At 69.4% G+C, this 25,681-nt stretch carries 22 protein-coding genes; 17 read left to right on the top strand and 5 right to left on the bottom strand.

Annotation, left to right across the window (positions count from 1 at the left end; translation table 11 throughout):
* Nucleotides 1-20: 20 nt before the first annotated feature.
* Nucleotides 21-722, bottom strand: coding sequence for a transcriptional repressor LexA (gene lexA / locus ACQY7V_RS07395; RefSeq protein ID WP_235361399.1), 702 nt, complete (start codon nucleotides 720-722; stop codon nucleotides 21-23).
* Between the two features lie 143 nt (nucleotides 723-865).
* Between lexA and ACQY7V_RS07390 the strand changes: the two genes are divergently transcribed.
* Nucleotides 866-1,381: a LysM peptidoglycan-binding domain-containing protein gene (locus ACQY7V_RS07390; RefSeq protein WP_303774006.1), complete on the top strand. Its 516-nt coding sequence runs from the start codon at nucleotides 866-868 to the stop codon at nucleotides 1,379-1,381.
* Between the two features lie 86 nt (nucleotides 1,382-1,467).
* Nucleotides 1,468-1,989 (top strand): transcriptional regulator NrdR, encoded by a 522-nt coding sequence (nrdR, locus tag ACQY7V_RS07385; RefSeq protein ID WP_235361401.1) that lies wholly within the window; start codon nucleotides 1,468-1,470, stop codon nucleotides 1,987-1,989.
* Between the two features lie 218 nt (nucleotides 1,990-2,207).
* On the opposite strand, the gene ACQY7V_RS07380 is transcribed toward nrdR, so the two are convergent.
* The 3 genes from ACQY7V_RS07380 to ACQY7V_RS07370 all read right to left on the bottom strand — a co-directional run bounded on the left by ACQY7V_RS07380 (nucleotide 2,208) and on the right by ACQY7V_RS07370 (nucleotide 7,559).
* A complete protein-coding gene (locus ACQY7V_RS07380; RefSeq protein ID WP_428639590.1) occupies nucleotides 2,208-3,947 on the bottom strand; it encodes an AMP-binding protein in 1,740 nt (579 codons plus the stop codon).
* A 98-nt stretch (nucleotides 3,948-4,045) separates the two neighbouring features.
* On the bottom strand, nucleotides 4,046-5,251 hold the full coding sequence (serA, locus tag ACQY7V_RS07375) for a phosphoglycerate dehydrogenase (RefSeq protein WP_154478681.1): 1,206 nt from the start codon (nucleotides 5,249-5,251) through the stop codon (nucleotides 4,046-4,048).
* A gap of 61 nt (nucleotides 5,252-5,312) precedes the next feature.
* Nucleotides 5,313-7,559 carry a HelD family protein gene (locus ACQY7V_RS07370; protein WP_428639593.1) on the bottom strand — a complete coding sequence of 749 codons (2,247 nt, stop codon included), beginning with the start codon at nucleotides 7,557-7,559 and terminating at the stop codon, nucleotides 5,313-5,315.
* Nucleotides 7,560-7,742: 183 nt separating this feature from the next.
* Here ACQY7V_RS07370 and ACQY7V_RS07365 point away from each other — a divergent pair, with 183 nt between their 5' ends.
* Nucleotides 7,743-8,930, top strand: a complete 1,188-nt coding sequence (locus tag ACQY7V_RS07365; RefSeq protein WP_428639588.1) for a PAC2 family protein — start codon at nucleotides 7,743-7,745, stop codon at nucleotides 8,928-8,930.
* 25 nt (nucleotides 8,931-8,955) lie between these two features.
* Here the strand turns inward: ACQY7V_RS07365 and ACQY7V_RS07360 are convergent, their stop codons facing one another.
* Nucleotides 8,956-9,777: a spermidine synthase gene (locus tag ACQY7V_RS07360; RefSeq protein ID WP_428639586.1), complete on the bottom strand. Its 822-nt coding sequence runs from the start codon at nucleotides 9,775-9,777 to the stop codon at nucleotides 8,956-8,958.
* A gap of 33 nt (nucleotides 9,778-9,810) precedes the next feature.
* On the opposite strand from ACQY7V_RS07360, the gene dinB reads away from it, so the two are divergent.
* The 14 genes from dinB to ftsZ all read left to right on the top strand — a co-directional run bounded on the left by dinB (nucleotide 9,811) and on the right by ftsZ (nucleotide 25,632).
* Nucleotides 9,811-11,046 (top strand): DNA polymerase IV, encoded by a 1,236-nt coding sequence (dinB, locus tag ACQY7V_RS07355; RefSeq protein WP_428639584.1) that lies wholly within the window; start codon nucleotides 9,811-9,813, stop codon nucleotides 11,044-11,046.
* 90 nt (nucleotides 11,047-11,136) lie between these two features.
* Nucleotides 11,137-11,535 carry a DUF3040 domain-containing protein gene (locus tag ACQY7V_RS07350; RefSeq protein WP_235361403.1) on the top strand — a complete coding sequence of 133 codons (399 nt, stop codon included), beginning with the start codon at nucleotides 11,137-11,139 and terminating at the stop codon, nucleotides 11,533-11,535.
* 325 nt (nucleotides 11,536-11,860) lie between these two features.
* Nucleotides 11,861-12,292 carry a division/cell wall cluster transcriptional repressor MraZ gene (mraZ, locus tag ACQY7V_RS07345; protein ID WP_154478671.1) on the top strand — a complete coding sequence of 144 codons (432 nt, stop codon included), beginning with the start codon at nucleotides 11,861-11,863 and terminating at the stop codon, nucleotides 12,290-12,292.
* A 103-nt stretch (nucleotides 12,293-12,395) separates the two neighbouring features.
* Nucleotides 12,396-13,376 (top strand): 16S rRNA (cytosine(1402)-N(4))-methyltransferase RsmH, encoded by a 981-nt coding sequence (rsmH, locus tag ACQY7V_RS07340; protein ID WP_428639582.1) that lies wholly within the window; start codon nucleotides 12,396-12,398, stop codon nucleotides 13,374-13,376.
* The gene (locus tag ACQY7V_RS07335; RefSeq protein ID WP_154478669.1) at nucleotides 13,373-13,765 is read left to right on the top strand and encodes a hypothetical protein; all 393 of its coding nucleotides are present in this window, start codon (nucleotides 13,373-13,375) and stop codon (nucleotides 13,763-13,765) included. Before rsmH ends, ACQY7V_RS07335 begins: the two co-directional genes overlap by 4 nt.
* Nucleotides 13,765-15,546 carry a peptidoglycan D,D-transpeptidase FtsI family protein gene (locus ACQY7V_RS07330; protein WP_154478667.1) on the top strand — a complete coding sequence of 594 codons (1,782 nt, stop codon included), beginning with the start codon at nucleotides 13,765-13,767 and terminating at the stop codon, nucleotides 15,544-15,546. Before ACQY7V_RS07335 ends, ACQY7V_RS07330 begins: the two co-directional genes overlap by 1 nt.
* Nucleotides 15,547-15,587: 41 nt before the next feature.
* Nucleotides 15,588-16,985 carry a UDP-N-acetylmuramoyl-tripeptide--D-alanyl-D-alanine ligase gene (locus ACQY7V_RS07325; protein WP_428639580.1) on the top strand — a complete coding sequence of 466 codons (1,398 nt, stop codon included), beginning with the start codon at nucleotides 15,588-15,590 and terminating at the stop codon, nucleotides 16,983-16,985.
* Nucleotides 16,982-18,067: a phospho-N-acetylmuramoyl-pentapeptide-transferase gene (mraY, locus tag ACQY7V_RS07320; RefSeq protein WP_303773993.1), complete on the top strand. Its 1,086-nt coding sequence runs from the start codon at nucleotides 16,982-16,984 to the stop codon at nucleotides 18,065-18,067. Before ACQY7V_RS07325 ends, mraY begins: the two co-directional genes overlap by 4 nt.
* Nucleotides 18,064-19,509 (top strand): UDP-N-acetylmuramoyl-L-alanine--D-glutamate ligase, encoded by a 1,446-nt coding sequence (murD, locus tag ACQY7V_RS07315; protein WP_235361409.1) that lies wholly within the window; start codon nucleotides 18,064-18,066, stop codon nucleotides 19,507-19,509. Before mraY ends, murD begins: the two co-directional genes overlap by 4 nt.
* Complete coding sequence (locus tag ACQY7V_RS07310; protein WP_154478651.1) at nucleotides 19,493-20,755, top strand: FtsW/RodA/SpoVE family cell cycle protein; 1,263 nt, start codon at nucleotides 19,493-19,495, stop codon at nucleotides 20,753-20,755. Before murD ends, ACQY7V_RS07310 begins: the two co-directional genes overlap by 17 nt.
* Before the next feature lie 28 nt (nucleotides 20,756-20,783).
* Nucleotides 20,784-21,896 carry a UDP-N-acetylglucosamine--N-acetylmuramyl-(pentapeptide) pyrophosphoryl-undecaprenol N-acetylglucosamine transferase gene (locus tag ACQY7V_RS07305; RefSeq protein ID WP_303773990.1) on the top strand — a complete coding sequence of 371 codons (1,113 nt, stop codon included), beginning with the start codon at nucleotides 20,784-20,786 and terminating at the stop codon, nucleotides 21,894-21,896.
* A complete protein-coding gene (murC, locus tag ACQY7V_RS07300) occupies nucleotides 21,893-23,305 on the top strand; it encodes a UDP-N-acetylmuramate--L-alanine ligase (RefSeq protein ID WP_321082286.1) in 1,413 nt (470 codons plus the stop codon). The genes ACQY7V_RS07305 and murC overlap by 4 nt, the downstream gene beginning before the upstream one ends.
* A gap of 89 nt (nucleotides 23,306-23,394) precedes the next feature.
* Nucleotides 23,395-24,231, top strand: coding sequence for a cell division protein FtsQ/DivIB (locus ACQY7V_RS07295; RefSeq protein WP_303773988.1), 837 nt, complete (start codon nucleotides 23,395-23,397; stop codon nucleotides 24,229-24,231).
* A 132-nt stretch (nucleotides 24,232-24,363) separates the two neighbouring features.
* A complete protein-coding gene (gene ftsZ, locus ACQY7V_RS07290; protein ID WP_303773986.1) occupies nucleotides 24,364-25,632 on the top strand; it encodes a cell division protein FtsZ in 1,269 nt (422 codons plus the stop codon).
* Nucleotides 25,633-25,681 lie beyond the last annotated feature (49 nt).

Below are 25,681 nucleotides of genomic sequence, written 5' to 3'. Positions count from 1 at the left end.
ATTCTGGGGCGGGGCGGCGCCTATGCGAGGGAGCGCAGGACCGTGACGACTCGTCCCAGGATCGTCGCATGGTCGCCCTGGATGGGCGAGTAGTCCTCGTTGCAGGGCAGCAGCCAGACGTGGCCGTCCGTGAAGGACAGGACCTTGACGGTCGCCTCGCCGTCGATCATCGCGGCGACGATCTGGCCCTCGGAGGCGCTGGGCTGAGAACGGACGACGACGAAGTCGCCGTCGAGGATGCCTGCATCGATCATGGAGTCGCCGTGGACTTCGAGCATGAAGAGCGTGCCGTGACCGGTGAGACGGGTGGGGAGTGCGAAGACGTCCTCGATCTGCTGCTCAGCGGTGATGGGCGCGCCGGCGGCGATGCGTCCGACGAGGGGGACGCAGGTGGATTCCTCATCGACGTGCGCTGCGGGCAGTTCGATCGTCACGACGCGGGTTTCGGGAGCCGTTTCGGCCCGGTCCGGGGAGGGCTCCACGCCGAGCTCCTCGCGCGCCGTTCGGGAGAGCTCGAGCGCCCTGGGGAGGCCGGGGATCCGCTGGAGGTATCCGCAGCGTTCGAGGGCGTCGAGGTGGTGCTTGACCGTGGAGGGGGAGGCGAGGCCGACGCGCGTGGCGATCTCGCGGACCGAGGGCGGGAAGCCGTGGGCGCGCACCTCCTCATGGACGATGAGGAGGATCTGCCGTTGCCGTTCAGAGAGCTGGTCCTTCGGTGTCATGGAGCCTCCTGCTTCCTCGGGTGGACGCAGATGCCCATGGCTCCTGTTCCACTTGTAGGGCCAGGGTATCCGAGCCCGGGCCGGAGATGAAACATCTGTTCGAGCAAGTCTCGACTTCATCCCCCACAGGTGATATCGTACAGGTGTTCGACGAACATGTGTACGATTCGACGAAGGAGAACCTCATGAGCGCGATGGTATCGGCGGCCCGTCCCGCGTCCCCCGTTTTCGGCGATCCGCGCCCTGGATTCGGGCTCGACTCGCATTCGGCCGCCGTGCTCTCCTTGGACTCGGCTCCTTCGGCCAGGCGGCGGCGCGAGGCTCTTCGTCGAGATGAGCCCTCCAGTCTCCGGCGCCCCGTCGTTCCCGCGTCGCGCGGAGTCCGTGCGGGCGCGCGGCTCGTGCAGCTTCTCGGGGGCGCTCTCGCGACCCTCGCCCTCGGTGCGGCCGGTGCGGGTGCGGGTCTGCTGCTGTCTCCGGGAACGTATTCGGGTCCGACGGCCGTGCATGCGGTGAGTTCCGGGGAGTCCCTCTGGTCGATCGCTCAGGGCGTGAACACGGATCGGCCGCTCGAAGAGGTCGTCACCGATATCGAGGCCCTCAACGGCATCGAGGGCGGGCTCGTCGTGGGTGATCTCATCGAGGTTCCGATTCGTTAGGTCCTCGGCTCGGGGCCTCCTCCTCGAAGGGGCATTCGTGGGGCGCGTGTTTCCACTGGGGCGTGTGAAACGTGTAGCGTGAAGGGGTGCATTGCCCCTTCTGCCACAATCCGGATTCCCGGGTCGTCGACACGCGCATCGCTGATGATGGCGCGTCGATTCGTCGTCGGCGTGAATGCACGGCGTGCAAGAAGCGCTTCACCACGCTCGAGACCTCCTCGTTCCAGGTCGTGAAACGCTCGGGGGTCGTCGAGCCCTTCTCCCGCAACAAGGTGGTCGCAGGCGTCCTACGGGCCTGCCAGGGGCGCCCGGTCACGGATGATCAGCTCGCCGTCCTCGCCCAGCAGGTCGAGGAGCAGCTGCGCTCGACGGGGGTGTCGAACGTGTCCTCCGAAGAGGTCGGCAAGGCGATCCTGCCCTTCCTGAGAGAGCTCGATGAGATCGCCTACCTCCGCTTCGCCTCGGTGTACCGCGCCTTCAACTCGCTCGAGGACTTCGAGGCCGCGATCGCGACGCTTCGGGGCAGGGCGCAGGAGCAGGCCAAGCCGAAGCGGCCGCGCTCCAAGAAGCGCGCGCGTGAGGACGCCCCGACCCTGCTCGACGACTGAGCCGCAGTGGCGCCTCCCCGGATGCTCGGGATTGGCCCGGGCCCTCGACGCGCCCTCAAATGACCCGCCCTCAAGCGACCCGCAGGGGCCCGCTCGGCCGGGGCGGGGCGCCCGGTGAGTACGATCGATCGCCCGACGGCTCCGGGAATCGCCCGCTCGTTCCGCGCGCCCACCCGCCCGCTCGCGCGGCGGGACCTCGAATGCCGCCCGTCCCCCGTCTACTCGCCGTTCCTCCCCGCGACGTTGCGGAGCGCCTGAGCGGCGTTCCCGGCCGCGTCCTTGACCGAGCTCGCCGCGCCGAGCACCTGCTCGCGGACCTTCTTGCGCATGACCTTGCCCAGCTGGCTGCGCGGCAGCTCGGTCATGATGACGAGCTGGCGGGGCAGGGCGTAGTGGGCGAGCGACTTCTCCGCCCACTCGCGCACGTCGGCCAGGGTGATCGAGGCCCCCGCCTCGAGGACGATCGCAGCGACTACGTCCTCGCCCGCGGTGCCCGCGGGGATGCCGATGACGGCAACATCGCGTACTCCGGGCATGGAGCGGACGGCCTCCTCGACCTGGCTCGGATACACGTTGAACCCGGAGGAGTTGATCATCTCCTTCCTGCGGTCCGCCATGTAGACGAATCCCTCGCGGACCGTGACGAGATCACCGGTGCGCAGCCAGTCCTCGTGGAAGACCTCCCGGGTCTCGTCGGGGCGCCTCCAGTATCCGGCGAAGACCTGGGGGCCGCGGACGAGGAGTTCGCCGGTCTGCCCCGGCTCGACGTCGCGGTCGGGATCCTCCGGATCGACGATGCGGATCTCGGTCGAGGGGAAGGGCAGGCCGAGGGCCCCCGGTCGGCGATCGGCGGACAGCGGCGACCCGAGGAGGATCGGGGAGGCCTCCGTCATGCCGTAGCCCTCGATCATCAGGCCCGAGGTCGCCGCCTCCCACTCGGCGGCGAGCTCGCCGGACAGGGGCATGGCGCCCGACAGGGAGAAGGTCATGGAGCTCAGGTCGGCGCTCATCGCCTTCGCTGAGGCGAGGAGGCGCTCGTACATCGGGGGGACGCCGAGGAAGAAGGTGCACGGGAGGCGCTTCTGACTGGTGAGGATCATCGTGGTGTCGAACTTGGGGAACAGGGCGACGGTTGCGCCGAGGCGCAGGCCCGCCATGAGTCCGACCGTGAAGCCGAAGGCGTGGAAGAGGGGCAGGACGCAGTAGAAGACCTCTGCGCCCTCGTGGAGGACGGGAACCCAGGCGATGGATTGGGCGACGTTGGCCAGGATCGAGCGGTGGGTGAGTCGCGCGGCCTTCGGGACCCCGGTGGTGCCGCCGGTGTGGATGAGGAGCGCGTCGTCGTCGGGCGAGACCTCGATGCGGCGCAGCCACCTCGGCGATTGGGCGACTTCTCGGTCCCAGGACCTGGCCCAGCGGGGCGGGCGGGCCGAGAGGGCATCGCGTTTCGTCCTCGCCGATTTCACGGGCAGGCGCAGGAGGACTTGCGCGGGGCCGGGCAGGGCGCGCGTGATGTCGACGGAGAAGACCGTCGTCGAGCGGTCGAGGAAGCTGAGGGAGGGGACGGTCTTCTCCCAGGCGACGACGACGCGGGCGCCGTGGCGCGCGAATTCCTCGCGGAGCTCGCCGAGGGGGGCCAGGGGGTTGTGCTCGACGGCGATCGCGCCGATGGACATCGTCGCGAGGATGGCGATGACGTGCTGGGGGCAGTTCGGCATGACGAGGCCGACGCGATCGCCCTTGGCCACCCCGGCGCGGATGAGGACCGCCGCGGCGCGTTGCACCCGCTCGATGAGCTGGGAGTAGGTGATGGGGCGCGAGAAGAAGTCGAGGGCGACGCGTTCGGGGTAGCGGGCGGCGACCTCTTCGACCATGCGGGGCAGGGTCGTGTCCGGGATGTCGATCGTGTGGGCGACGCCGGGTGCGTATCCGCGGCGGAGGTCGTCGGTGAGCGTCATTGCGGCATTCCCTTCCCATTTCCTACGCTTCCGTAGGTTACTCTGCCGTAGGGGAACTCGCTCGCGACTGCGCCGAAGAAGTCCGCCGGACTCGCGGTTCAGAGGCGGGTGATGGTCAGCCGGATCGTGTCCTTCATCGAGCGGATCTCCTCGATCGCCTCGATCGGCAGCTCGGAGTTGATATCCGTCAGCGCGTAGCCGGTCTGCCCCGAGGTGCCCAGGATCTGCGCGCCGATGTTGGCGCCCGTCCCGGCGAAGGTCCTATTGACGAGGGCGAGGACGCCGGGCGTGTTCCGGTGGATGAGGCGGATCCGGTAGCGGGATTCCTCCGAGGCCGAGAGCTGGAGGTTGGGCAGATTGACGGACATGTCGGTCGAGCCCGTGCGCCGGTAGTCGGCGAGCTTGTGAGCGACGAAGCGGCCGATGTCGTACTGCGCCTCCTCGGTCGAACCCCCGATGTGGGGGGTGAGGATGACATTGTCGAGTTTGGCCAGGGGAGAGGTGAAGGGATCGCCGTTCTTCTTCGGCTCGCTCGGGAACACGTCCACCGCAGCCCCCGACAGGTGCCCGGAGACGAGGGCGTCGTGCAGCGCATCGATGTCGACGACGTGCCCGCGCGAGAGGTTGATGAACATCGCGCCGGGCTTCATCATCGCGAACTGCTCCGCGCCGAACATCTTCGTGTTCGCGGGGCGCCCGTCGACGTGCAGGGAGACGACATCGGCTTCGCGCAGGACCGATTCCATCGTCGGCATCTGCGTCGCATTGCCCAGCGCGAGGCGCTCGGCGGTGTCGTAGAAGATGACGTTGAGCCCCATGGCCTCGGCGAGGACGGACAACTGGGTGCCGATGTTGCCGTAGCCGATGATGCCCAGGGTGTGGCCGCGGACTTCGTGCGCGCCGTCGGCGGACTTGTCCCACACGCCTCGGTGCAGTCGGGAGTTCTTCACGGTGACGCGGCGCGAGAGGTCGATGATCTCGCCGATCGCGAGTTCCACGACCGAACGCGTATTCGAGTAGGGGGCGTTGAAGACCGAGATGCCGAGTTCCGTGGCGGCCGCGAGGTCGATCTGATTGGTGCCGATGCAGAAGGCGCCGATCGCCTGGATCTGGGGGTGGGCCTCCAGGACCTTGCGCGAGAGCGTCGTCTTGGACCTGATGCCGATGTACTCGACGCCCTCGAGGGCGCGGAGCAGCTCGGATTCGTCGAGGGCGCCCGAGACCCGCTGAACCTCGATGCCGTGCCTGGCGAAGATCTCGTCGGCGACCTTGTGGGGATTCTCAAGCAGAAGTGCGCGCGTCATGGCCTCATAGTGCCAGACCCCCGGCGCCTGCGCGCCGGGCGGCCAGAGTGCGGGCGGACTTCTACCATTCCTCCATCCCCGCCGGCAGGGGCGCGTGGTGCACGACGGTGAGGTCGTGGGTCGAGCGCGTGAGGGCGACGAAGAGATCGCCCAGGCCGTCCGAGGCGATCTCCGCGGGCTCGACGAGGACCACGGAATCGAACTCGAGGCCCTTGGCGGCCACGGCCGAGAGCACGCTGACACGGGAATCCAATCCGCTCATGCCGGAGACGTCGGCCTTCCATTCGAGGGCGCGCCGAGCGCCGACGATGACGGCGACGCGCCCCGAGCCGGGGCCGGACTCGCTGTCGAGGCGCCTCACTGCCTCTTCCACCGCTCCGTTCACCGCTTCGTCGAGGCCGGGCCCGGTCTGGCCGGAATCCTGGGCGAAGAGGACCCGGTAGCAGTCCGGCACATCGCGGACCGCGGTCATCGGATGGAGGACGGGCTCGCCGGCCCTGGCCATGACGCGCTCGGCCAGCTCGGTCAGGGCCCGCGGCGTGCGGTAGGAGACCGTGAGGACGTATTCGGCTTCGAGGGCTCGCGCCGCCGGTCCCAGGGCCTGCTCCCAGGTGGAAGGGCGGTGCGCGCCCCGGCGCTGGTCGAGGTCGCCGACGATCGTCATGGAGCGGGCCGGGCAGCGGCGCAGGAGGGCGCGCCACGCCATGGGGGACAGGTCCTGGGCCTCGTCGACGACGATGTGGCCGTAGGCCCACTGCCGGTCATTCGCGGCCCGTTCGGCCAGGGGCGTCCAGTCGCCCTCCCCGCGCGCGGAGGCCGCGAGCTGCTCGGCGGTCACGATGCCGCCGCCGAGCCCCTGGCCCTCGATCGCAGCGCGTGCGCGCTCGACTTCCTCGGCCTCGGTCGCGCTCCTTCGCGGGGCCCGGTGGGGGAGCGGCCCGAGAAGCTCTTCGAGTTCATCGAGGAGGGGGACGTCCGCGGGGGTCCAGTTCGAGTCCTGCCGGGCGAGGAGGCGCAGCTCGCGGGCCGACAGCGGGGAACCCGCAGCGGCGTTGAGCCGGGCGAGGAGCGAGGGCCGGGCGTACAGGCGCGCGAGGAGGGTTTTCGCGGAGGTGGGCATCCACGCCAGGTTGATCGCCCGGCGCGCATCGAGGGAGTCGCGCACCTCGATGGTCCACGAGTTGAGGACGTCCTCGGGAACGCGGCCCTCCGAATCGCCGTCCCCGGCGGCGAGGGCGAGCCGCTTCGCGAGTCGCTTCATGAGGTCGAGGGCGAAGCCCTCGCGCGCCTCGTTGTGGGGCTTGCGCGAGCGCCTCGCCCGTTTGAGGGCAGCGGATACGTCCTCCGGGAGCAGATCGACGCTCCGATTCCACACCTGAAGCGCGACGGGGGCGTCGAGGGGGCGGGGAAGGGATTTGACCGCCTGAGCGAGGATGCGCTCCCAGCCGGGACGGCCCTTCGCCTGGGCGACCTCGAGGGGCTCGGCCCCGGTGGCGCTCGTCCCCGGAATGAGATCGCCGAGGGTCGTGGATACGACTCCGGTCTCGCCGAGGGAGGGGAGGACCTGTTCGATGTAGCGGAGGAAGATGCGCGAGGGGCCGACCAGGAGGACGCCGGAGCGCTGGAGGCGCTCGCGCTCGGCGTACAGGAGGTAGGCGATCCGGTGGAGGGCGACGGCGGTCTTCCCGGTTCCCGGGCCGCCCTGGACGACGACGATGCCCTTCTCATCGGCGCGGACGATCCGATCCTGCTCGGACTGGATCGTGGCGACGATGTCGCCCATGCGGCCGTCGCGCGCCGATGACAGCGCGGCCATGAGCGCGCCCTCGCCCTGCAGCTCGATGCCCCCTGCGGCCGAGTCCAGGAGCTCGTCCTCGATCGCGATCACGCGGCGGGCCCGAGTTGTGATGTGGCGCCGCCTGGCGACTCCGAGGGGCTCCACGGCGGTCGCCTGGTAGAAGGGCATGGCCGCGGGGGCGCGCCAATCGATGAGCAGAGGAGGTCCTGCCGGGGTCGACAGGGAGGTCCTGCCGATCCTGCGCACCTGCCCGTCGCTCATGTCGAGTCGGCCGAAGACGAGCCTGTCCTCGACGCCTTCGAGGCGCGCGGCCATGTCGCCCAGGTGGGAGGAGATCGCGTCCCGCTCGGTCCACGCCTGCGCGTTGTCGACTCCGTGCTCGGCGTGGGCCCTGCGCTGGCGCTCCCGGTAGGAGTCCCGCAGTGCATCGAGGCGCTCATATGCGGCGTCGACGAAATCCTGTTCGGGCAGGTCGCTGGTCGCCTGATCGGCGAGGGGCTGTTCGGCCATACGAGTCCTCCACAGGTTCGAGATGCGGCCACCCATTGTCCATCATCGTCCGGCGCCCGCGCGCGATGGACCGACTGGTGATTCGCCCTCGGCCGAACCGCCCTCGTCCTCGCGACGCAGCCGCGATTGAGGGGTAGCGTGGATCCGGTCGACCGAATGCGCATGCGACGGGGGGGAATCGTGATGAGAACGACGGACGAGGTGATGTTCGAGCGCGCCGGAGCCGAGGACTCGCGGGCCAGGATCCTCGTCATCCACTTCCGCGGCGCCCTCGACGCCGGTGCGGCCGGTCGCCTCGCCATCCGGGAGATGCTCCGCTCACTGCCCTCGGAGAGGATCGCGACCTTCGACGCCGATCACTTCCTCGACTACCGCTCGCACCGTCCGATCTCGACAGTCGAGAACTGGGTGATGACCTCGCTCGAAACCCCCGAACTCGCTCTCGACAGGGTGCGCGACGACCTCGGCAACCCGATCCTCGTCCTCCACGGCCCCGAGCCCGACGCGAAATGGGAGGCCTTCGCCCGCATCGTCGCCGAACTGGCTCAGGAAGCGGGGGTCGAGATCACCGTCTCCTTCCACGGCATCCCCTCGGGAGTGCCGCACACGCGGGCGACTCCGGTCCATTTCCAAGCGACGGACGCCTCCCTCGTCCCGACTCAGCCGAAGATGGCGCAGATCATCCAGTTCCCCTCGCCCGCCTCCGTCTTCCTCCAGTCCCGCCTGCGCGAACGCGGCATCAACGGGATCGCGATGCTGGCGGCCGTTCCCTTCTACATGTCGGACACCGGCTACCCCGCGGGCGCCTCCGCCCTGCTCGGGGCCCTGTCCGAATACGCGGACCTCTCCTTGCCGGTGGGCGAGCTCGAGCAGGGCGCCGCCGAGGACCAGGAGACGATCGATTCCCTCGTCGAGGCCAACCCGGAGATCCTCCACACGGTGTCCGCCCTCGAGGAGCACTACGACGCCTGGACGGGCGAAGGCTCGGGAATGCCCCTGGGCGCTCTCGGGCAGAGTGCGGACATGGTGAATGCGCGCAAGCAGTCCAAGGACATCGGCGAAGTGATCGAGGCCTACCTGGCGAATCTCGCCTCTCAGGACGGCACGCAGGAGGAGCCCGAACGCGCCGAAACGGGGGAGGCGGAGGAGGACCCGCTCGCCGCCGCGCTCCGCCGCGTCGAAGAGCGCCGCAGGTCTCCTGAGGGGCGGCACTCGCGCGCCCCTCTCCACCGCGCCCCCGAGCCGCAGGACGGGCGAGGGGAGGAGGCGGGCCTCGGGATCCGCTTCGCTGAAGGCCCCCTCCCTCCCGCCGATGAGGGCGGTCCGGCTGGGGCTGGTGAGGGCGGTCCGGCTGAGGAGCCGCAGGACTGAGAGGCCTCGGCCCCCGATCACGGCCCTAAGCGCCCGAGCCGCCCGCCGGATCGTCGAGGGGCGGGGCGCCCGCCAGCCACTTCCTCAGAGTCGCCGGGTCCATCGCCCTGGCCGGGAGGGGCAGCGTGCGCAAGAGCCGGTCGAGTCCCTCGAGGGGGTAGGCGCCGGTCGGCGCGGCTGAGGCGATCACCATGACATTGCCCCGTCGTTGCGACCTGCCCACTTTCGGGTCCTGAACGGAAAGAACCTCGGGGAAGACGTCCGCGATCGACGCGATGTCCCGTCTGGCGTCCGTCCCGCCTCCGTGCGCGCAGTTCGCCAGGAGGAGCCCCTGCGGCTTCAAAGCGCGCAGGGCGGCCCGCGCGAAACCTCGGGTCCGCATGTGCTCGGGGACCTCCCCCTTCGCGAAGGCGTCGCGCACGATCACGTCGAAGGAAGCGGGCCTGGCCTCCTCGAGCACCCGCCTCCCGTCGCCCACCCGGATCGACAGCTTCGGCGCCCTCGGCAGGTCGAACCAGCCGCGGACGGCGTCCGCGAGGGCGGCGTCGATCTCCACCGCCGTTTGTTTCGAGGAGGGCCGCTGAGCCGCCCAGGCCGCCGGGAGCGCACAGCCGGCGCCGCCCAGATGCAGGGCGCGGATGCCCTCGCCCGGGGCGTGAAGGGCGTCGAGGGCGCAGGTCGCGTGCTGCATGTATTCGAATTCGAGGTCGGCGGGATTCGCGGTGTTCACGCACGAGGACTCGACGCCGTCGATGAAGAGGGTCGCCAAGGGGCCCTCCCAACGGATCTCGGCCGTTCCGGAGTCGATCTCATGGAACTCGCTCCCGCGCGCTGATGCCCGTGCCATGGGGGACACTGTATCGGGATGAGAGGAGGCGTCATGTCGAATGCTCCGCGCGATGCGCGCGTGAGGCGCTTCTGGGGGGATGACGATTCGGCCACTCCGATCCTCCATGTCGACATGGACTCCTTCTTCGCCCAGGTGGAGCTTAGCGAGAATCCGGGGCTGCGCGGACGCGAAGTGATCGTCGGCGGCTCCTCCAACCGCGGCGTCGTGACCTCGGCGACCTATGAGGCGCGCGCCAGAGGCGTGCGGGCGGGGATGCCCATGGCGAGGGCCCGTGCGCTGAGCCCCGACGCCGTGATCCTTCCCGGGCATCGGGGGCTCTACTCGCAGTACTCGCGCCGAGTCATGGAGGTGCTGGGCCGGATCACTCCGCGCCTGGAGCAGGTGAGCATCGACGAGGCCTTCCTCGACGTGTCCGGCGCCCGGCGCCTCCTCGGTTCGCCCCTTCAGATCGCCCGCTCCCTGAGGCGGATGATCCGCGACGAGGTGGGGCTCCCCGCATCGGTCGGCATCGCCGCCTCGAAGTCCGTCGCGAAGATCGCCTCATCGAACGCGAAACCTGACGGCCTCCTCCTCGTTCCGGCGGATCGTACGGTCGATTTCCTCCACGGATTGCCCGTCGGGGCGCTCTGGGGCGTCGGATCGGTCGGAGCCGAGCGCCTGGCCCGTGCGGGGATCGACACGATCGGCGACCTCGCCGCGTGCCCGATGGAGCGCTTGAGGAAGCTCGTGGGCGCCGCCTCCGCGCACCACCTCCACGACCTCGCGCGGGGGATCGATCCTCGTCCGGTGGTGACGAGCCGGGAGGAGAAGTCGGTCGGCACCGAGCGGACCTTCGATGAGGACCTGCGCTCGCGGGCCCAGGTCGAGGCCTTCCTCCTGTCGGCCGCGCACGATTGCGCGCGTCGTCTGAGGGCGCAGGGGTGCGTGGCGTGGACGGTCGGTCTGAAGCTCCGCGACCCCTCGTTCACCACGATCACGCGCTCGGTGACGCTTCAAGCGCCGACCGATGTGGGCAGGGAGGTCTTCGCGGCGGCTCGCGCATTGTTCTCGCGCGAGCCGATGCCCCAGGGCGGTGTGCGCCTGTGCGGAGTCCGCTGCGAGGGCCTGCAGTCGCGTGAGGCGGGCGTCGCCGTGCGCCTCGACGACGACGCCCGTCCCCTCGCCTCGGAGCGGGCGATGGATTCGGTGCGCTCGCGCTTCGGCGAAGCCGCCTTGCGTCCGGCGACCCTGCTGGAGGCCCCGGACGCCCGCCGGAGGGATCGCTGATCGCGATCGCGGGATCGGTGCGGGGGCCGAATCGCCCCGGTGCGCCTCGACGCATTACACTGCGAATCGATCTCAGGGAGAGGAGGCGCCGTGGCTCTTTCAGATTACGAGAAGCAGGTGCTCGAGCAGATGGAGGCGGAGTTCCGTCGTGCCGATCCGGAACTCGCGTCCGAGATGGCCAAGGCGGTCGATCCTGACGCTCCTTCGGGATCCTTGTCTCCCCGTCGGATCGCGCTCGGCGCGGTCATCGCGGTCGCGGGGCTCGCGGTCCTCGTCGGCGCCGTGTCCCTGGGCTACTCCCTCTGGTCGATCCTCCTGGGCGTACTCGGCTTCGTCCTCATGGTCCTGGGCGTTTGGCTCGCCGTGTCGACGAAGAAGGCCGAGGGCGGCGCGCCCAAGAACCGTGCGGGCGCCGGCGGCACGGGCGCCTGGGCCCGTTTCATCGAGGATCAGGAGCGGCGCTGGCAGAATCGTCGTCGAGACGACTAGGCCGCCTCCTCCACCACTACACTCCACACGTCCCCGTTCCGCACAGCGGAACGGGGATTTCTCATGCGACGGCCTCTTCATCCCCGTCTCAGCACCCGCCTCCTCCGGGGCGCATGACGATCCCTCACTCGCAGCGAACGGCCGCCGCTCCGACATGACGCGCGATGCGTGAGATTCTTCCCCACAATTCACCACCGCTATCTTTCCTTGTTATTACGCGGATTCTGGGTAGCTTTTCAGTGCCTTTTGCGCGTTGGGCGCTGTCTTGGGGGAATGTTGTGGGGTAAAGTGGGGAAAAGTGTTCCGCAGGGGAAGGCGGTGAGACATGTTCCTCGGTACGTACGAGCCCAAACTCGACGACAAGGGACGCGTCTTCCTGCCCGCCAAGTTCCGCGAGGACATGGAGGGCGGCATCGTCCTCACCCGGGGTCAGGAGCACTGCATCTACGCGTTCCCGGCCTCGCGATTCGACGACATGACGAAGGACCTGCTCACAGCGCCCCTGTCCTCCAAACAGGCGCGCGACTGGATCCGAGTGATGCTGTCGGGCGCGTACAAGGAGGTCCCGGATAAGCAGGGGAGGATCTCCATCCCCGCGGATCTGCGGACCTACGCCGGCCTCGGCCGTGAACTCACCGTCATCGGTGCGGGCTCGCGGGCCGAGATCTGGAACGCCGAGTCCTGGCGCGAGTACCTCGCCGTCCAGGAGGAGGTGTTCTCCCAGACCGCCGAGGAGATCATCCCCGGCATGTTCTGACTCGCAAGGCCCGGTCTCCATCCGGGTTCCGACTTCACTTCCCCGATGTCGGAGCGCGGTGGGGGACCGGGCCCTACGAGCCTCGCTGAAGAAAGGAGCGCAAGTGGACGACACGCGTGCCACGTCCCAACGGCACACCCCCGTGCTCCTCGACGAGTGCCTCGACATGCTGGCCCCCGCCCTCGACGCCCCAAGCGCGCTCCTCGTCGACTGCACACTCGGCATGGGAGGGCACACCGAAGCCGCCCTCAGACGCTTCCCTCGCCTCAGCGTCATCGGCATCGATCGCGATCCGCAGGCCATCGCCCTCGCCTCCGAGCGCCTCCTGCCTTTCGGGGAGCGCTTCCGCGCGGTCCACACGACCTACGACCGCGTCGACGAGGTGGTGGCGCGCCATTCGCCCTCGGGGCTCGCCGACGGCATCCTCATGGACCTCGGCGTCTCCTCACTCCAACTCGACGAAGCCGATCGGGGCTTCTCCTACGCCGCCGATGCCCCGCTCGACATGCGGATGGATCCGACGAAGGGCCCGAGCGCGGCCGATCTCCTCGCGAGCGCCACCGAGGCGGAGATCGCGAAGATCCTGCGCGTCTACGGGGAGGAGCGCTTCGCCTCCCGCATCGCCCGGCGGATCGTGCGCAAGCGCGAAGAGGCCCCCCTCGAACGCACGGGCCAACTCGTCGACATCGTCCGCGACGCGATCCCGGCCCCCGCCAGACGCACCGGGGGCAACCCCTCCAAACGCACCTTCCAGGCTCTTCGCGTCGCCGTCAATGACGAGCTCAGGATCCTGGAGCGCGCCCTTCCCGCAGCGCTGAGTTCGCTCAGGATCGGCGGACGCCTCGTCATCGAGTCCTACCAATCCCTCGAGGACCGTCTGGTGAAAGAGGCCTTCAGAGCCGGATCGACCCTCGACGTGCCGGTGGACCTGCCGATCATCCCCGAATCGGAGGAACCGCCGCTCAAGCTCCTCACCCGCGGCGCCGTCCTCGCTAACGAAGAGGAACGAGCCCGCAACCCCCGATCAGCCTCCGTGCGACTCCGCGGCGTCGAACTCGTCCGCGACTGGAAGGAGCCCTCATGAGCAGCGCAGCAGCTGCGACGCGACCGGCCTCTCGGCCCGAGCGGCTTCGAGCCGAGGTCAGCGAACTCCGAGTCGTCGAAGGCCAGCGGCCCGGCCGTTCCCTCCTCGCCCTCGCCCTCGCGGCGATCCTCGTCATCCTCACCGCGGTGATCGCCTCGATGGTGCTGCACACCAGGATGGCCCAGACGGCCTTCGAGATCCGTGAACAGCAGCTCCAGCTCAACGCCCTGGACGCCGAGGCGTGGAGCATGCAGGCGGTCATCGAAGAAGCGGCCTCTCCCGCCTCCCTCGAAGCGGCGGCGCGGAACGCGGGCATGGTGCCCGCCGGCAAGAGCGGTCTCATCACGCTGTCGACTGGAACGGTCGAGGGCGGGACTCCGGCGAACTGATGGCCCGCAGCAACGCCTCCGCCTCGATCCGACGTTCGCGGGCGATCCTGGCGATCCTCGTGATCCTCCTGTCGGCGTGCGCGCTCCGCCTCGTCGACCTCCAGCTCGTCCAGGGGCCCGAGCTCGCCGCCGAAGGCGAGCAGGTGAGGACCTCCCGCTCCGCGATCGCCGCGAAACGGGGCCAGATCCTCGATGCGACCGGAACGGTCCTGGCCGATTCGATCCTCACCTACGACATCGCGGTGAACCAGGTCAACATCCGTTCCTACATCCACTACGAGACGAAGGAGATCAACGGATCGGAGCAGACGGTCGTCGCGGGGCGGGGCCCCGCCGAGGCCGCCAGGCAGCTCTCCGAACTCCTCGGCGTACCGGAGGCCGAACTCGGCGGTCGGCTCATCGGCGACTCGACCTACACCTATCTCAAACGGAACGTCGACGCGGTGACCTTCCGCAAGATCCGCGCCCTCGACATCTACGGCATCGAATGGGAGGCGGTCTACGAGAGGATCTACCCCAACGGGAACACCGCCGCGCCCCTCATCGGCACCGTGAACGCCGAGGGCGAGGGATCCTCGGGAATCGAGCAGCAGTACGACTCCCTGCTGCAGGGCCTCCCCGGTTCGCAGGCTTTCGAGATCGCCCCCGACGGGGCCGTCATCCCAGGCGGGAAACGCACTCTTGAAGAGCCCCATGACGGCGGAACGGTCTCGCTCACGATTCACACTGATCTGCAGCACCAGGTCCAGGAGCTCCTCGACACCGCGATCACCAACCACGGAGCCGAATGGGGAGCGGTCGTCATCGAGGACGTGAGCACCGGGCAGGTCCTCGTGATGGCCGACTCCTACTCGACGCCGCCCGATAACGCTAATCCGCAGATCGTCCGCGCAGTCCAGTACGCGACCGAACCCGGATCCGTGGGCAAGGTCCTGACGAACGCCGTCGCCCTTGAACAGGGCACTATCACCCCCACCTCGGTCTTCTCGGTCCCCGGCTCGATCAACATGCCGGGCGCGGACGGGCCGATCAACGACTTCCACCAGCACGAGACCTACGAGCGCACGGCGACCGGAATCCTCGTCCAGTCCTCGAACACGGGCACCGTGCAGGTGGGCGATACCGTGAGCGACGAGTCGCGCTACGACATGATGAAGAAGCTCGGCTTCGGCGAGCTGACGGGCATCGAGCTCTCGGGCGAGTCGGCCGGGCTCTTGCGCCCGCCATCGGAATGGGGCGGGCGCGACCGCTACGTCTCGATGTTCGGCCAGTCCTACGCGGTGACGCCCCTCCAGATGGCCTCGATGATGGCGACGATCGGCAACGGGGGCGTGCGCATCAGTCCGCGGATCGTGAAGTCCTGGACGAACGCCGACGGCACCTTCGAAGAGCAGAAGCGCCCCGAACCGGTCCAGGTGATGTCGGCCGACACCGCGAAGAAGGTCCTCACGATGATGGAATCGGTCGTTGCCGATCCGAACGGGACGAACGGGGTGGGCGGCGTCGAGGGCTATCGGGTCGGCCTGAAGACGGGCACGGCCGAGATCGGAGTCGACGGCCAGTCGGGGCTGACGGGCATCGCCTCGACCACGGCGGGGATTATCCCTGCCGATAAGCCAAGATTGGCGATCGCGGTTGTCATCTACAATCCAAAGGTCGCCTATCTGGCGGCCTCGTCCGCGCTGCCCCTCTTCGGGCAAGTCGCGGAGGCAGCCGTGAAGAATCTCGGCATCCCCGCTTCGGCGGAACCGGCGGTCCTCTACCCGTCGGCCCCGCAATGAGCAGGGCGATGCGAACGGCGATGAGCCGTGAAGGGAGAACCGTGGAACGTTCAGCACAGTGGATCGCCGCCTCGACGGGCGGGCGGCTCTTGGGAGCCGATGCGCGTGTCACGGGCCCCTTCGTCACCGATTCGCGCGAGGCCGAGCCCGGATCGTGCTACTTCGCGCGCCGCGGCGAGACGAGCGACGGGCACGATTTCGCTCGAGCCGCAGTGGATGCGGGTGCGGTCGCCCTGGTCGTGGAGCGCCCCGTCGACGTCGAATGCGCGCAGATCCTCGTCGAGGACGCGACCCGTGCGCTGGGCGATCTCGCGCGCGCCCACCTCAGCGATCTGCGCGAGCGCGGCGGCCTCGACGTCATCGCCGTGACGGGGTCGGCGGGGAAGACGACGACGAAGGACCTCCTCTTCCAGATCCTGAGCGCCGACGGGCCGACGGTCGCCCCGAAGCTCTCCTTCAACAACGAAGTCGGACTCCCCCTGACCGTTCTCACGGCGACGCCGAACACCCGGCACATGGTCCTCGAAATGGGGGCCTCCGGACCCGGGCACATCGCCTACCTCACCTCGATCGCAGCCCCGGACGTCGCGATCGAACTCATGGTGGGTCACGCCCACCTGGGCGGATTCGGCTCAGTCGAGGGCATCGCGGCCGCGAAGGCCGAGCTCATCGAAGGGGCGAGACCGGGCGCTCCGGTCGTCCTCAACAACGATGATCCGCGCGTTCTCGCGATGTCCGCACTCGCCACCGGCCCGGTGAGGACCTTCTCCGCCGCGGGCGATCCCCAGGCCGATGTCCGCGCCCTCGACGTGACCGCCGACGAGGCCGATCGCGCCCGTTTCACCCTTGTCGCCCCCGAGGGCGAGGCGAAGGTGAGCCTCGGCGTCGTGGGGGTCCACCACGTGGCCAACGCCCTCGCCGCGGCGAGCGGCGCCCTCGCCCTGGGCATCCCCTTCGACGCCGTCGTCACCGCGCTCAACGGCGCGAAGGCACTGTCCCCGCATCGCATGGACCTGCGCGAGCTCACCGTGGAGTCGCACCCGATCACCCTCATCGACGACGCCTACAACGCGAACCTCGATTCGATGCGCGCGGGCTTCGCGGCCCTCGCCGCCATCGGACGCGGGCGCACGAAGATCGCAGTGCTGTCCGAAATGCTCGAACTCGGAGAGGCGAGCGCTCCGACGCACCGCGAGGTCGGCATAATGGCTGCCGAAGCCGGAGTGAACACTCTCATCGTGCTTGGGAACGATGCGCCCTTCTACCTCGAGGGCGCCGGATCCGGAGTGCGCGGAGTCCTGGCCTCAGACGTCGACGACGCGATCCGCGCGGCTCTCGAAGAGCTCGAAGACGATTGCGTCGTCCTCGTCAAGGGCTCGCTCTATTCGTATTCATGGCAGGTGGCTGAAGCACTGCAGGAGAGGGGGGCCTCGCGATGATCGGTCTCATCGCGGCGTTCATTATCGCGATGGCGCTGTCCATCCTCGGAACGCCGGTCCTGATCCGCTTCCTCGTCTCGCACCAGTACGGGCAGTTCATCCGACAGGACGGGCCGACTCAGCACCTCACGAAGCGCGGCACGCCGACGATGGGCGGCCTGGTCATCATCCTCGCCACGGTCATCGCCTGGATGATCGGCTCGACGCTTTCGGGCGCGGGCCCCTCCTGGTCGGGCCTGTGCCTGCTCGTGCTCTTCGTGGGATTGGGACTCATCGGCCTGCTCGACGACGGCATCAAGATCATGCGCCAGCGTTCCCTGGGCCTGCACCCCTCGGGCAAGATCATCGGCCAGATCGCCGTCGCCTCGCTCTTCGCGTGGATGTCGATCGTCGGATCCGACGAGTACGGCCGCACCCCGGGCTCGCTGGCGATCTCAGTGACGCGGCCGAGCGGAGTCACCCTCGCATTCGCGGGCGTCGGCATCGGGATCGCTCTCTACTTCCTGTGGGCCAACTTCATCGTCGCGGCGTGGTCGAACGCCGTGAACCTCACGGACGGCCTCGACGGGCTGGCGACCGGCTGCTCGATCTTCGTCTTCGGCGCCTACACCTTCGTCGCCTACTTCCAGCAGATCCAGTCCTGCGTGGTCCCCAACGGCAACATGACCGCCTGCTACTCGACGCGGGACCCGCTGGATCTCGCGATCTTCTCGACCGCGCTCATCGGCGCGCTCGCAGGATTCCTCTGGTGGAACGCCTCGCCGGCGAGGATCTTCATGGGCGATACGGGCGCGCTCGCCCTCGGGGGCGCGCTCGCCGGAATGTCGATCCTGACGCACACCGAGTTCCTCGCGGTGATGATCGGCGGCTTGTTCGTCGCGGTCATCATGTCCGACGTCATCCAGATCTCGGTGTTCAAGGCGACCCGCAAACGCGTCTTCCGGATGGCTCCGCTCCACCACCACTTCGAGCTCAAGGGCTGGCAGGAAGTGACGATCGTCATCCGCTTCTGGCTGGTCGCCGCGATCTTCGCGATCACGGGCGCGGGTCTCTTCTACGCCGAATGGGCGGCGCAACTGTGAGCACCGCGGTCGCGATCATCGGTTGGGGCCGTTCGGGCCGTTCGGCGGCGCGCGCACTGCTCGCGCGCGGCTACGAGGTCGAGGCCTTCGACCGGAGCGGACCCGCGGTGCCGGATGAGACCGACGGGGCCGTGACGCTTCACATCCACGCCGACCCGGTCGAACTCGCCGATGCGGTCGTGAGCCGCCTGCCCCGCTTCATCGTGGTCTCGCCGGGGATCCCCCCGCACGCCCCGGTCTTCGCCGCCGCTCGACGGGCCGGAATCGAGCTCATCGGGGAGGTCGAACTCGCATGGCGCCTCCAGGAGACGGGCCCTCATGCGGGTCGCCCCTGGCTCGTCGTGACGGGCACGAACGGCAAGACGACGACGGTGGGCATGCTCGGCGCGATCCTGAGGGCGAACGGCGAAGACGCCCTTGAAGTCGGCAACATCGGGACTCCGATCACCGAGGCGATCGATTCGGATGCGCAGGTCTTCGCCGTCGAGATGTCGAGCTTCCAGCTGCACACCGCGCTCACGGTCTCACCGCAGGCCTCCGTGTGCCTGAACGTCGATGCGGATCATCTGGACTGGCACGGGAGCGCACAGGCCTACGCGGCCGACAAGGCGCGGGTCTACGAGCGCACGCAGCTCGCCTGCGTCTACCCGGCGGAGGACCGCTCGGTGGAGCGGATGGTCGAAGAGGCCGACGTCATCGAGGGCGCTCGCGCCATCGGCACGACCCTCGGCGTCCCCGCGGTCTCGCAGCTCGGCATCGTCGAGGACGCCCTCGTCGATCGGGCCTTCCTCGAGAACCGCCGGACCCGCGCCCTTGAACTCGCCCGCCTCGGCGACCTCGAGCCCGCCTACGGCCCCAGTCCCTCTCCGGCGGTGGTCGCCGACGCCCTGGCGGCGGCTGCCCTGGCGCGGGCGCACGGAGCGGCCCCCGAGGCGGTGGCTCGCGGCCTGCGCGACTTCGTCCCGGCGGGACATCGTCGGGCCGTCGTCGCCCGGGCGGCCGACCTCACGTGGATCGACGATTCGAAGGCGACGAATGCGCACGCGGCCCTCGCTTCGCTCGAAGGCGTCCCCGAGGGACGCGCGATCTGGATCTTCGGCGGGGACGCGAAAGGGCAGGACTTCGCTGATCTCGTGACCCGGGCGGCCCCCCGTTTGAGGGGCGTCGTCGTCATCGGCGAGGACCGCGAGCCGGAGGTGTCGGCCCTGAGGGCCTGCGCTCCGCAGGTGCCCTTCGTCGAGGTCGACGGCCACGAGGATTGGATGTTCTCCGTCGTGAATGAGGCGGTCGCGCTGTCCAGGCCGGGCGATACAGTCGTCCTGGCCCCCGCCACCGCATCCTGGGACCAGTTCCGGGATTACGGGGAGCGCGGTCGCGTGTTCGCCGATGCGGTGAAGAGGCTCGCCGAGCAGTGGGGGAGCGCCGATGGCGGCCCTGCCTGATGCGCTCATCCGCCTGAAGCGGGCGATCCCGCGTTTCGAGTTCGGGCGCGAGGAAGAGACACGGGCCGCGATGTCGCCGGTGTCGACCTACTACCTCGTCGTCGTCCCCGCGCTCGTGCTCACGGTGTTCGGCCTGCTCATGGGTTTCTCCGCCCAAGCGGTCACGGCGATCGCCGCGGGTGAGAACCCGTATATCGCCTACCTGCGCCCGCTCATCATCATCGTGGCCGCCGCGGTGATCGCCGCCTTCGTCCACGCCGCGCCCGTCGGGGTGTTCAAGCGCCTCGCCTGGCCCGCCTTCCTCCTCGCGATGATGCTCCAGGTCCTCGTCATCACCCCCTTGGGCAGGTCCGAGGGCGGTAATGCGAACTGGGTGCACATCCCCGGCCTGCCCGTCCTGCTGCAGCCCTCGGAATTCCTCAAGCTCGCCCTCGTCCTCGTGCTGGCGAAGTCGCTCACTCATCCGGGCGCGCGCCTGTCCGACTGGCGGCAGATGGCGGTCAAGGCCGGCGGCCTGACGGCGCTTGCGATCCTCTTCGTCCTCCTGGGGCGGGACATGGGGACTTCCATGATCGTCGTCGCCGCCGCCCTCGGAGCGCTGTGGGTCGCGGGGCTGCCGAAACGCTGGTTCCTCGTCCTCGGAATCGCGATGGTCCCGGTGGGGACCGCCCTCGTCTTCTCGAACCCGACGCGGCTGCGTCGTGTGCTCGCGATCCTCCCGGGAGGCTCCTCCCGCGACCTCTCCGCTCCCGAGCAGATCGATCATTCCCTGTGGGCCTTCGGCTCGGGCGGCCTGTCGGGCCTGGGGCCGGGCGCTTCGCGCGAGAAGTGGAATTACCTCCAGGCGGCGCACACGGACTTCATCTTCGCGATCGTGGGCGAGGAGTTCGGCCTGTTGGGGACGCTCGCGGTGATCATCGCGCTCGGGCTGCTCGTGTGGGGGATGCTGCGAGTCGTCCAATCGAGTGATGATCTCTTCGTGCAGATCGTGTCGGGGGGCGTCGCATCGTGGATCGGCATTCAGGCCGTCGTCAACATCTTCTCGGTGACCGGTATCGGACCGGTCATCGGCGTGCCCCTGCCGCTCGTGTCCTATGGCGGGTCGTCGTTCCTCTTCACGGCGATCGCGATCGGCGTGGTGGCTTCTTTCGCGAGGGCGGAAGCGGGGATGACAATGTGGGGGCGCTTCGATGCGGCGACGCGTCGACGCGACCCCAGGATCGAGCCGAAGCCCAGGCGCGTCTGAGGCTTCGGCGCATCGAGGTAGGAGAATCGTGACGTCCAGGATCGTGGTGGCCGGCGGAGGGACCGCAGGCCACGTGAACCCTCTTCTTGCGACCGCAGTCGAACTGCGGGCTCGCGGCTATCAGGTCGAGGCGCTCGGGACGGAGGAGGGCCTCGAGGCCGATCTCGTCGAGCGCGCCGGTTTCGCCCTCAACGTCATCGAGAAGGTCCCCTTCCCGCGGCGCCCCTCCGCTTCGGCCTTGCGCTTCCCCGCGAAATGGCGCAGGGCGGTCGAGGAATGCGAGAAGGCGATCGAGGGCGCGGCCTGCGTCGTCGGATTCGGCGGATACGTGTCGACTCCCGCCTACAGGGCCGCGAAGCGTCTCGGAGTGCCCGTCGTCATCCACGAGCAGAACGCCCGGCCGGGGCTTGCGAATCGAGTCGGGGCGCGCTTCGCGGAGCTCGTCGCCCTGACCTTCGCGAACACCCCCTTGGAGGCGCGTCGTGGCCGGACGGAGGTCGTGGGGCTCCCGCTCCGGCCCGCGATCCGCGAGCTCGCGCTCGCGCGCAGGACTCCCGAGGATGCGCTGAGGGCGCGCCTTGCGGCGGCCGAGCGCCTCGGGGTCGATCCCGATCGTCGGATCCTCCTGGTCACCGGGGGGTCCTTGGGTGCGCTCGCCATCAATGAGGCCGTGTGTCGGGCCGCGAAGGCGCTTCCCGAGGGCGCCGCCGTCGTCCACCTGACTGGTCGGGGGAAGGACGCCCCCGTTCGGGCCGCAGTCGAGGCCGCCGGCGTCTCCGATCGCTGGCTCGTCCTCGACTACCTGCGGACCATGGAGGATGCGCTGGCGGTGGCGGATCTCGTCCTGTGCCGTTCGGGGGCCGGGACGGTCGCGGAGATGACCGCTCTGGGCCTTCCCTGCGTCTACGCCCCCCTGCCGATCGGGAACGGTGAGCAGCGGCTCAACGCCCATGATCACGTGGCCTCGGGCGGCGCCCTGCTCATCCCCGACGCCCAGCTCGATGCCCGTGCCGTCGAGACGCGGGTTTTCGCGCTTCTCGCCTCCCCGGAGCTGGACGCGATGGCCCGGGCCTCGCGCGGTCTCGGGCGGGTCGACGCCGCAGCGGACTTCAGCGCGCTCATTGAAGAGGTGATCGGATGATGAACGGCTCGAACAGCGCCGCCCCCGTCGAAGGGCGCTTCCACTTCATCGGCATCGGCGGAGCGGGGATGTCGGTCGTGGCCGAGCTGCTCGCGAGCAGGGGAGCGCGCGTGTCGGGCTCCGATCGTTCCGCCTCGGCGGTGCTCGATCGCCTCGGAGGGCTGGGGATCGAGGTCCACGCGGGCCACGATGCCGTCCACGTCCCGCTCGATGCGACCGTGGTCGTGTCGACGGCGATCCGGGAGTCGAATCCGGAGCTCGCGGTCGCGCGCCGACGCGGGCAGCGCGTCATCCACCGTTCGCAGGCGCTCGCCCTGGCCGCGTCCGGCATGCGCTTCATCGGCGTCGCCGGCGCCCACGGGAAGACGACCACTTCGGGCATGCTCGCCGTGGCGCTGCGCGAGGCGGGCGAGGATCCCTCGGTCGCCGTCGGGGGGATCGTCCCGCAGTTCGGATCGGGAGCGCATCTGGGGTCGGGGGACGTCTTCGTCGCCGAGGCCGATGAGTCCGACGGCTCCTTCCTCAACTACGCGCCCTCGATCGAGGTCGTCACGAATGTCGAGCCGGATCATCTCGACCGTTATGGGAGCGCCCGGGCCTTCGAGGAGATCTTCGTCGAGTTCTCGCGGCGCCTGGTGCCGGGCGGCTTGCTCGTGTGCTGCGCCGAGGATCCCGGTGCTGCGCGCCTGGCCGAGGCCGCGGGCGGTGAGGGGACTCGGGTGCTCACCTACGGCCGTCCGCGCGAGTGCGGGCGCGTCCCGGATGTCGCGATCACGGATGTGGCCTCCTCGCCCGAGGGCGTGAGCGCGACCCTCACGGGGGCCGGGGGCGCGGTGCGCCTCGAGCTCGCGGTGCCGGGCGTTCACAACATCCTCAATGCGACGGCCGCGTGGATCGCGGGGGTGGAGTGCGGTGTCGGGGCTGAGACGATGGCGCGCTGCCTCGCCGCTTTCGGGGGGACTTCGAGGCGCTTCGAACTGCGGGGGAGCGTGGGGGCGCGCAGGGTCTTCGACGACTACGCGCATCATCCGACCGAGGTGGCGGCTGCGATTGCGCAGGCGCGCGTCGTCGCGGGGCCGGGCGAGGTCGTCGTGGTGTTCCAGCCGCACCTGTTTTCGCGGACGCGGATTTTCGCCGCTGATTTCGCTCGTGCTCTGGCTGCGGCGGATCACGTGGTCCTCACCGACATCTACGCCGCGAGGGAGGATCCCGAGCCGGGTGTGACCGCCGCGCTCATCTCGGATGCGATCGAGGGCGCGCGCTTCATTCCGGACATGCGCGAAGCCGCCCGCCTGGCGGCTCGGATGTGCTCCGAGGGCGGTCTCGTGGTGACCATGGGCGCCGGTTCGATCACCGAGTGCGCTCCGGACGTCCTCGACGAGTGGCGTACTCAGGCGGGTCACGAGTGAAGCCGCCCGCCCCCCGACGTCCCGCCGCTCCGCCCTCGGGGTCCGAGCGCCCCGGATCGCGGGAGCAGGAGGCGCTGCGTGCGAAAGCGGTGAGCCCCGCCGCCGGGTCCGCGAAGCCGGCCCGGGCCGCGTCGCCGAAGGACCTCGCCCGGCCGATCGGCCAGGCCGATGCGGCGGCCGTGCTCGGCCCCGTCTCGGAGCCGACGGACTTCCTCAAACGGCGCGAGGAGAGGCGGCGCGCGAAGCGCTCCTACTTCCTCAAGACGGCGCTGATCGCTCTTGCCGGCGCGTCGATGGTCGCGGGGCTGGCGTGGGTGCTCCTCTTCTCCTCGGTCTTCGCCCTGGATCCGGGGCGTGTCGCCGTCGAGGGGGCTCAGTCGGGATTGATCTCCGAGGAGGAGGCGAGGGCCGCGGCCGCCCCCTATGCGGGGACCCCCCTCCCCAGGGTCCCGACCGGGGCGATCGCGTCCGAGATCGCGAAGCTCCCCCCCGTTTCGACGGTCGAGGTGAAGCGGCGCTGGCCGACCGGCCTCGATATCGCGCTGGCTCTGCGCGAGCCGGCGATGATCGAGGGGGCCGAGGGCGCCTATCGGCTCGTCGACTCGGGCGGCGTGTCCTTCGCGCCCGCCGAGCCGCTCCCCGAGGGCCTGCCCTACGTCGTGCTGCCCGAGGAGGACAAGCGCCAGGATGCGGCTGAAGACGTCCTCGCTGTCTGGGCGGCGTGCTCCGATTCCCTCAAAGCGCGCATCGGGTGGATGAGCGCCGACGGTCTGACCGTGTCCTTCACGATCGACACCGGCGCGACGGTCAAATGGGGGACGGTCGACGATTCCGCCCTGAAGGCGCGCGTCGTCGAGGTCCTCATCGCTCAACGGGGCGCGTCGGTGTACGACGTGTCGGCGCCGGCCCATCCGGTGACCGTGTAGGGGAGTGCGACTCGCCCGCGTGTCCGCTTGATGGAAGGCGATTCCGTCCCTACTTTTCTCCCGGACATGAGCAGGTTGAAGCTCAACCTTCAACCTGAGGGTGAGGGTCTTCTTCGCAAGGGAGTACATTCAATGGCGGCACCGCAGAACCACCTCGCAGTGATCAAGGTCGTCGGCGTCGGCGGCGGCGGCGTCAACGCCGTGAACCGCATGATCGAAGTCGGCCTCAAGGGGGTCGAGTTCATCGCGGTGAACACCGACGCGCAGGCCCTCCTCATGTCGGATGCGGAGACGAAGCTCGACATCGGGCGCGACCTCACTCACGGCCTCGGCGCGGGCGCGGATCCGAACGTCGGCCGCAAGGCCGCGGAGGACCACATCGACGAGATCACCGAATCCCTCGAAGGCGCCGACATGGTCTTCGTGACCGCCGGTGAAGGCGGCGGTACGGGCACCGGCGCGGCTCCCGTCGTGGCGAAGATCGCGCGCGAAGCCGGAGCCCTCACAGTCGGCGTCGTCACCCGCCCCTTCTCCTTCGAGGGCAACCGGCGGGCCGCTCAGGCCGAGACCGGTGTCGAAACCCTCCGCGACGAGGTCGATACCCTGATCGTCATCCCGAACGACCGCCTGCTCGAGATCTCCGACACGAACATCTCGGTCCTCGAGGCCTTCCGTGCGGCCGATCAGGTCCTCCTGTCGGGCGTTCAGGGCATCACCGAGCTCATCACGACGCCGGGCCTCATCAACGTCGACTTCAACGACGTGAAGTCCGTGATGAAGGACGCCGGATCGGCGCTCATGGGCATCGGCGCGGCCACGGGCGAGGATCGTGCTCTTCGCGCCGTCGAGACCGCGATCTCCTCCCCGCTCCTCGAGGCCTCGATCGACGGCGCGCACGGCGTGCTCATGTTCTTCCAGGGCGGTTCGAACCTCGGCCTCCAGGAGATCTTCCAGTCCTCGCAGCTCGTGCGCGAAGCGGCCCACCCGGAGGCGAACATCATCTTCGGCAATGTCATCGACGACGCCCTCGGCGATGAGATCCGCGTGACGATCATCGCCGCCGGCTTCGACGAGCCGACCGACCGCGCCATCGCGGGGATCGCCCCCGCCGCCTCGGCGCCCGCCGCCCAGACCCCGAAGGCCGTTCCGTCCCAGGCCCCGGCTCCGGCGGCCCCCGCTGCGCCACCCGCGCCGACTCCCACTCGCCGTCCCCTCGGGGAGGTCCCGAAGGCCCAGCACAGGGCGGTCGTGGAGGTCCCCACCCGCACGGGCGCGATCCCGGTCGCGACGCGCCGCGTCGAGGAGCCCGTGCGCGAGGAGGACCAGTCGCTCGAGGTCCCCAGGATCTTCGACGAGGACGACCAGGCCTCCGACCTCGATATCCCCGACTTCCTGCGCTGATCCCGTGTTCACGCTTTCCGGTGCCCGGGTCCGTCTCGTCGAGGAGAGA

Source organism: Schaalia sp. (assembly GCF_050312375.1).
In the GTDB taxonomy this organism is placed as follows: Bacteria; Actinomycetota; Actinomycetes; order Actinomycetales; family Actinomycetaceae; genus Pauljensenia; species Pauljensenia hyovaginalis.
The sequence above is the reverse complement of the archived record's forward strand: the minus strand, read 5'-3'. Positions and strand labels throughout refer to the sequence as shown.

What these genes read in the sequence shown, in the direction of transcription:
- dinB (WP_428639584.1), top strand. Translation starts at nt 9,811, where the DNA reads ATGTCGAATGCTCCGCGCGATGCGCGCGTGAGGCGCTTCTGGGGGGAT.
- serA (WP_154478681.1), bottom strand. Translation starts at nt 5,251, where the DNA reads ATGACGCGCGCACTTCTGCTTGAGAATCCCCACAAGGTCGCCGACGAG.
- ACQY7V_RS07360 (WP_428639586.1), bottom strand. Translation starts at nt 9,777, where the DNA reads ATGGCACGGGCATCAGCGCGCGGGAGCGAGTTCCATGAGATCGACTCC.
- ACQY7V_RS07365 (WP_428639588.1), top strand. Translation starts at nt 7,743, where the DNA reads ATGAGAACGACGGACGAGGTGATGTTCGAGCGCGCCGGAGCCGAGGAC.
- ACQY7V_RS07330 (WP_154478667.1), top strand. Translation starts at nt 13,765, where the DNA reads ATGGCCCGCAGCAACGCCTCCGCCTCGATCCGACGTTCGCGGGCGATC.
- ACQY7V_RS07380 (WP_428639590.1), bottom strand. Translation starts at nt 3,947, where the DNA reads ATGACGCTCACCGACGACCTCCGCCGCGGATACGCACCCGGCGTCGCC.
- mraZ (WP_154478671.1), top strand. Translation starts at nt 11,861, where the DNA reads ATGTTCCTCGGTACGTACGAGCCCAAACTCGACGACAAGGGACGCGTC.
- mraY (WP_303773993.1), top strand. Translation starts at nt 16,982, where the DNA reads ATGATCGGTCTCATCGCGGCGTTCATTATCGCGATGGCGCTGTCCATC.
- ACQY7V_RS07310 (WP_154478651.1), top strand. Translation starts at nt 19,493, where the DNA reads ATGGCGGCCCTGCCTGATGCGCTCATCCGCCTGAAGCGGGCGATCCCG.
- ACQY7V_RS07370 (WP_428639593.1), bottom strand. Translation starts at nt 7,559, where the DNA reads ATGGCCGAACAGCCCCTCGCCGATCAGGCGACCAGCGACCTGCCCGAA.
- ACQY7V_RS07335 (WP_154478669.1), top strand. Translation starts at nt 13,373, where the DNA reads ATGAGCAGCGCAGCAGCTGCGACGCGACCGGCCTCTCGGCCCGAGCGG.
- murC (WP_321082286.1), top strand. Translation starts at nt 21,893, where the DNA reads ATGATGAACGGCTCGAACAGCGCCGCCCCCGTCGAAGGGCGCTTCCAC.
- lexA (WP_235361399.1), bottom strand. Translation starts at nt 722, where the DNA reads ATGACACCGAAGGACCAGCTCTCTGAACGGCAACGGCAGATCCTCCTC.
- ftsZ (WP_303773986.1), top strand. Translation starts at nt 24,364, where the DNA reads ATGGCGGCACCGCAGAACCACCTCGCAGTGATCAAGGTCGTCGGCGTC.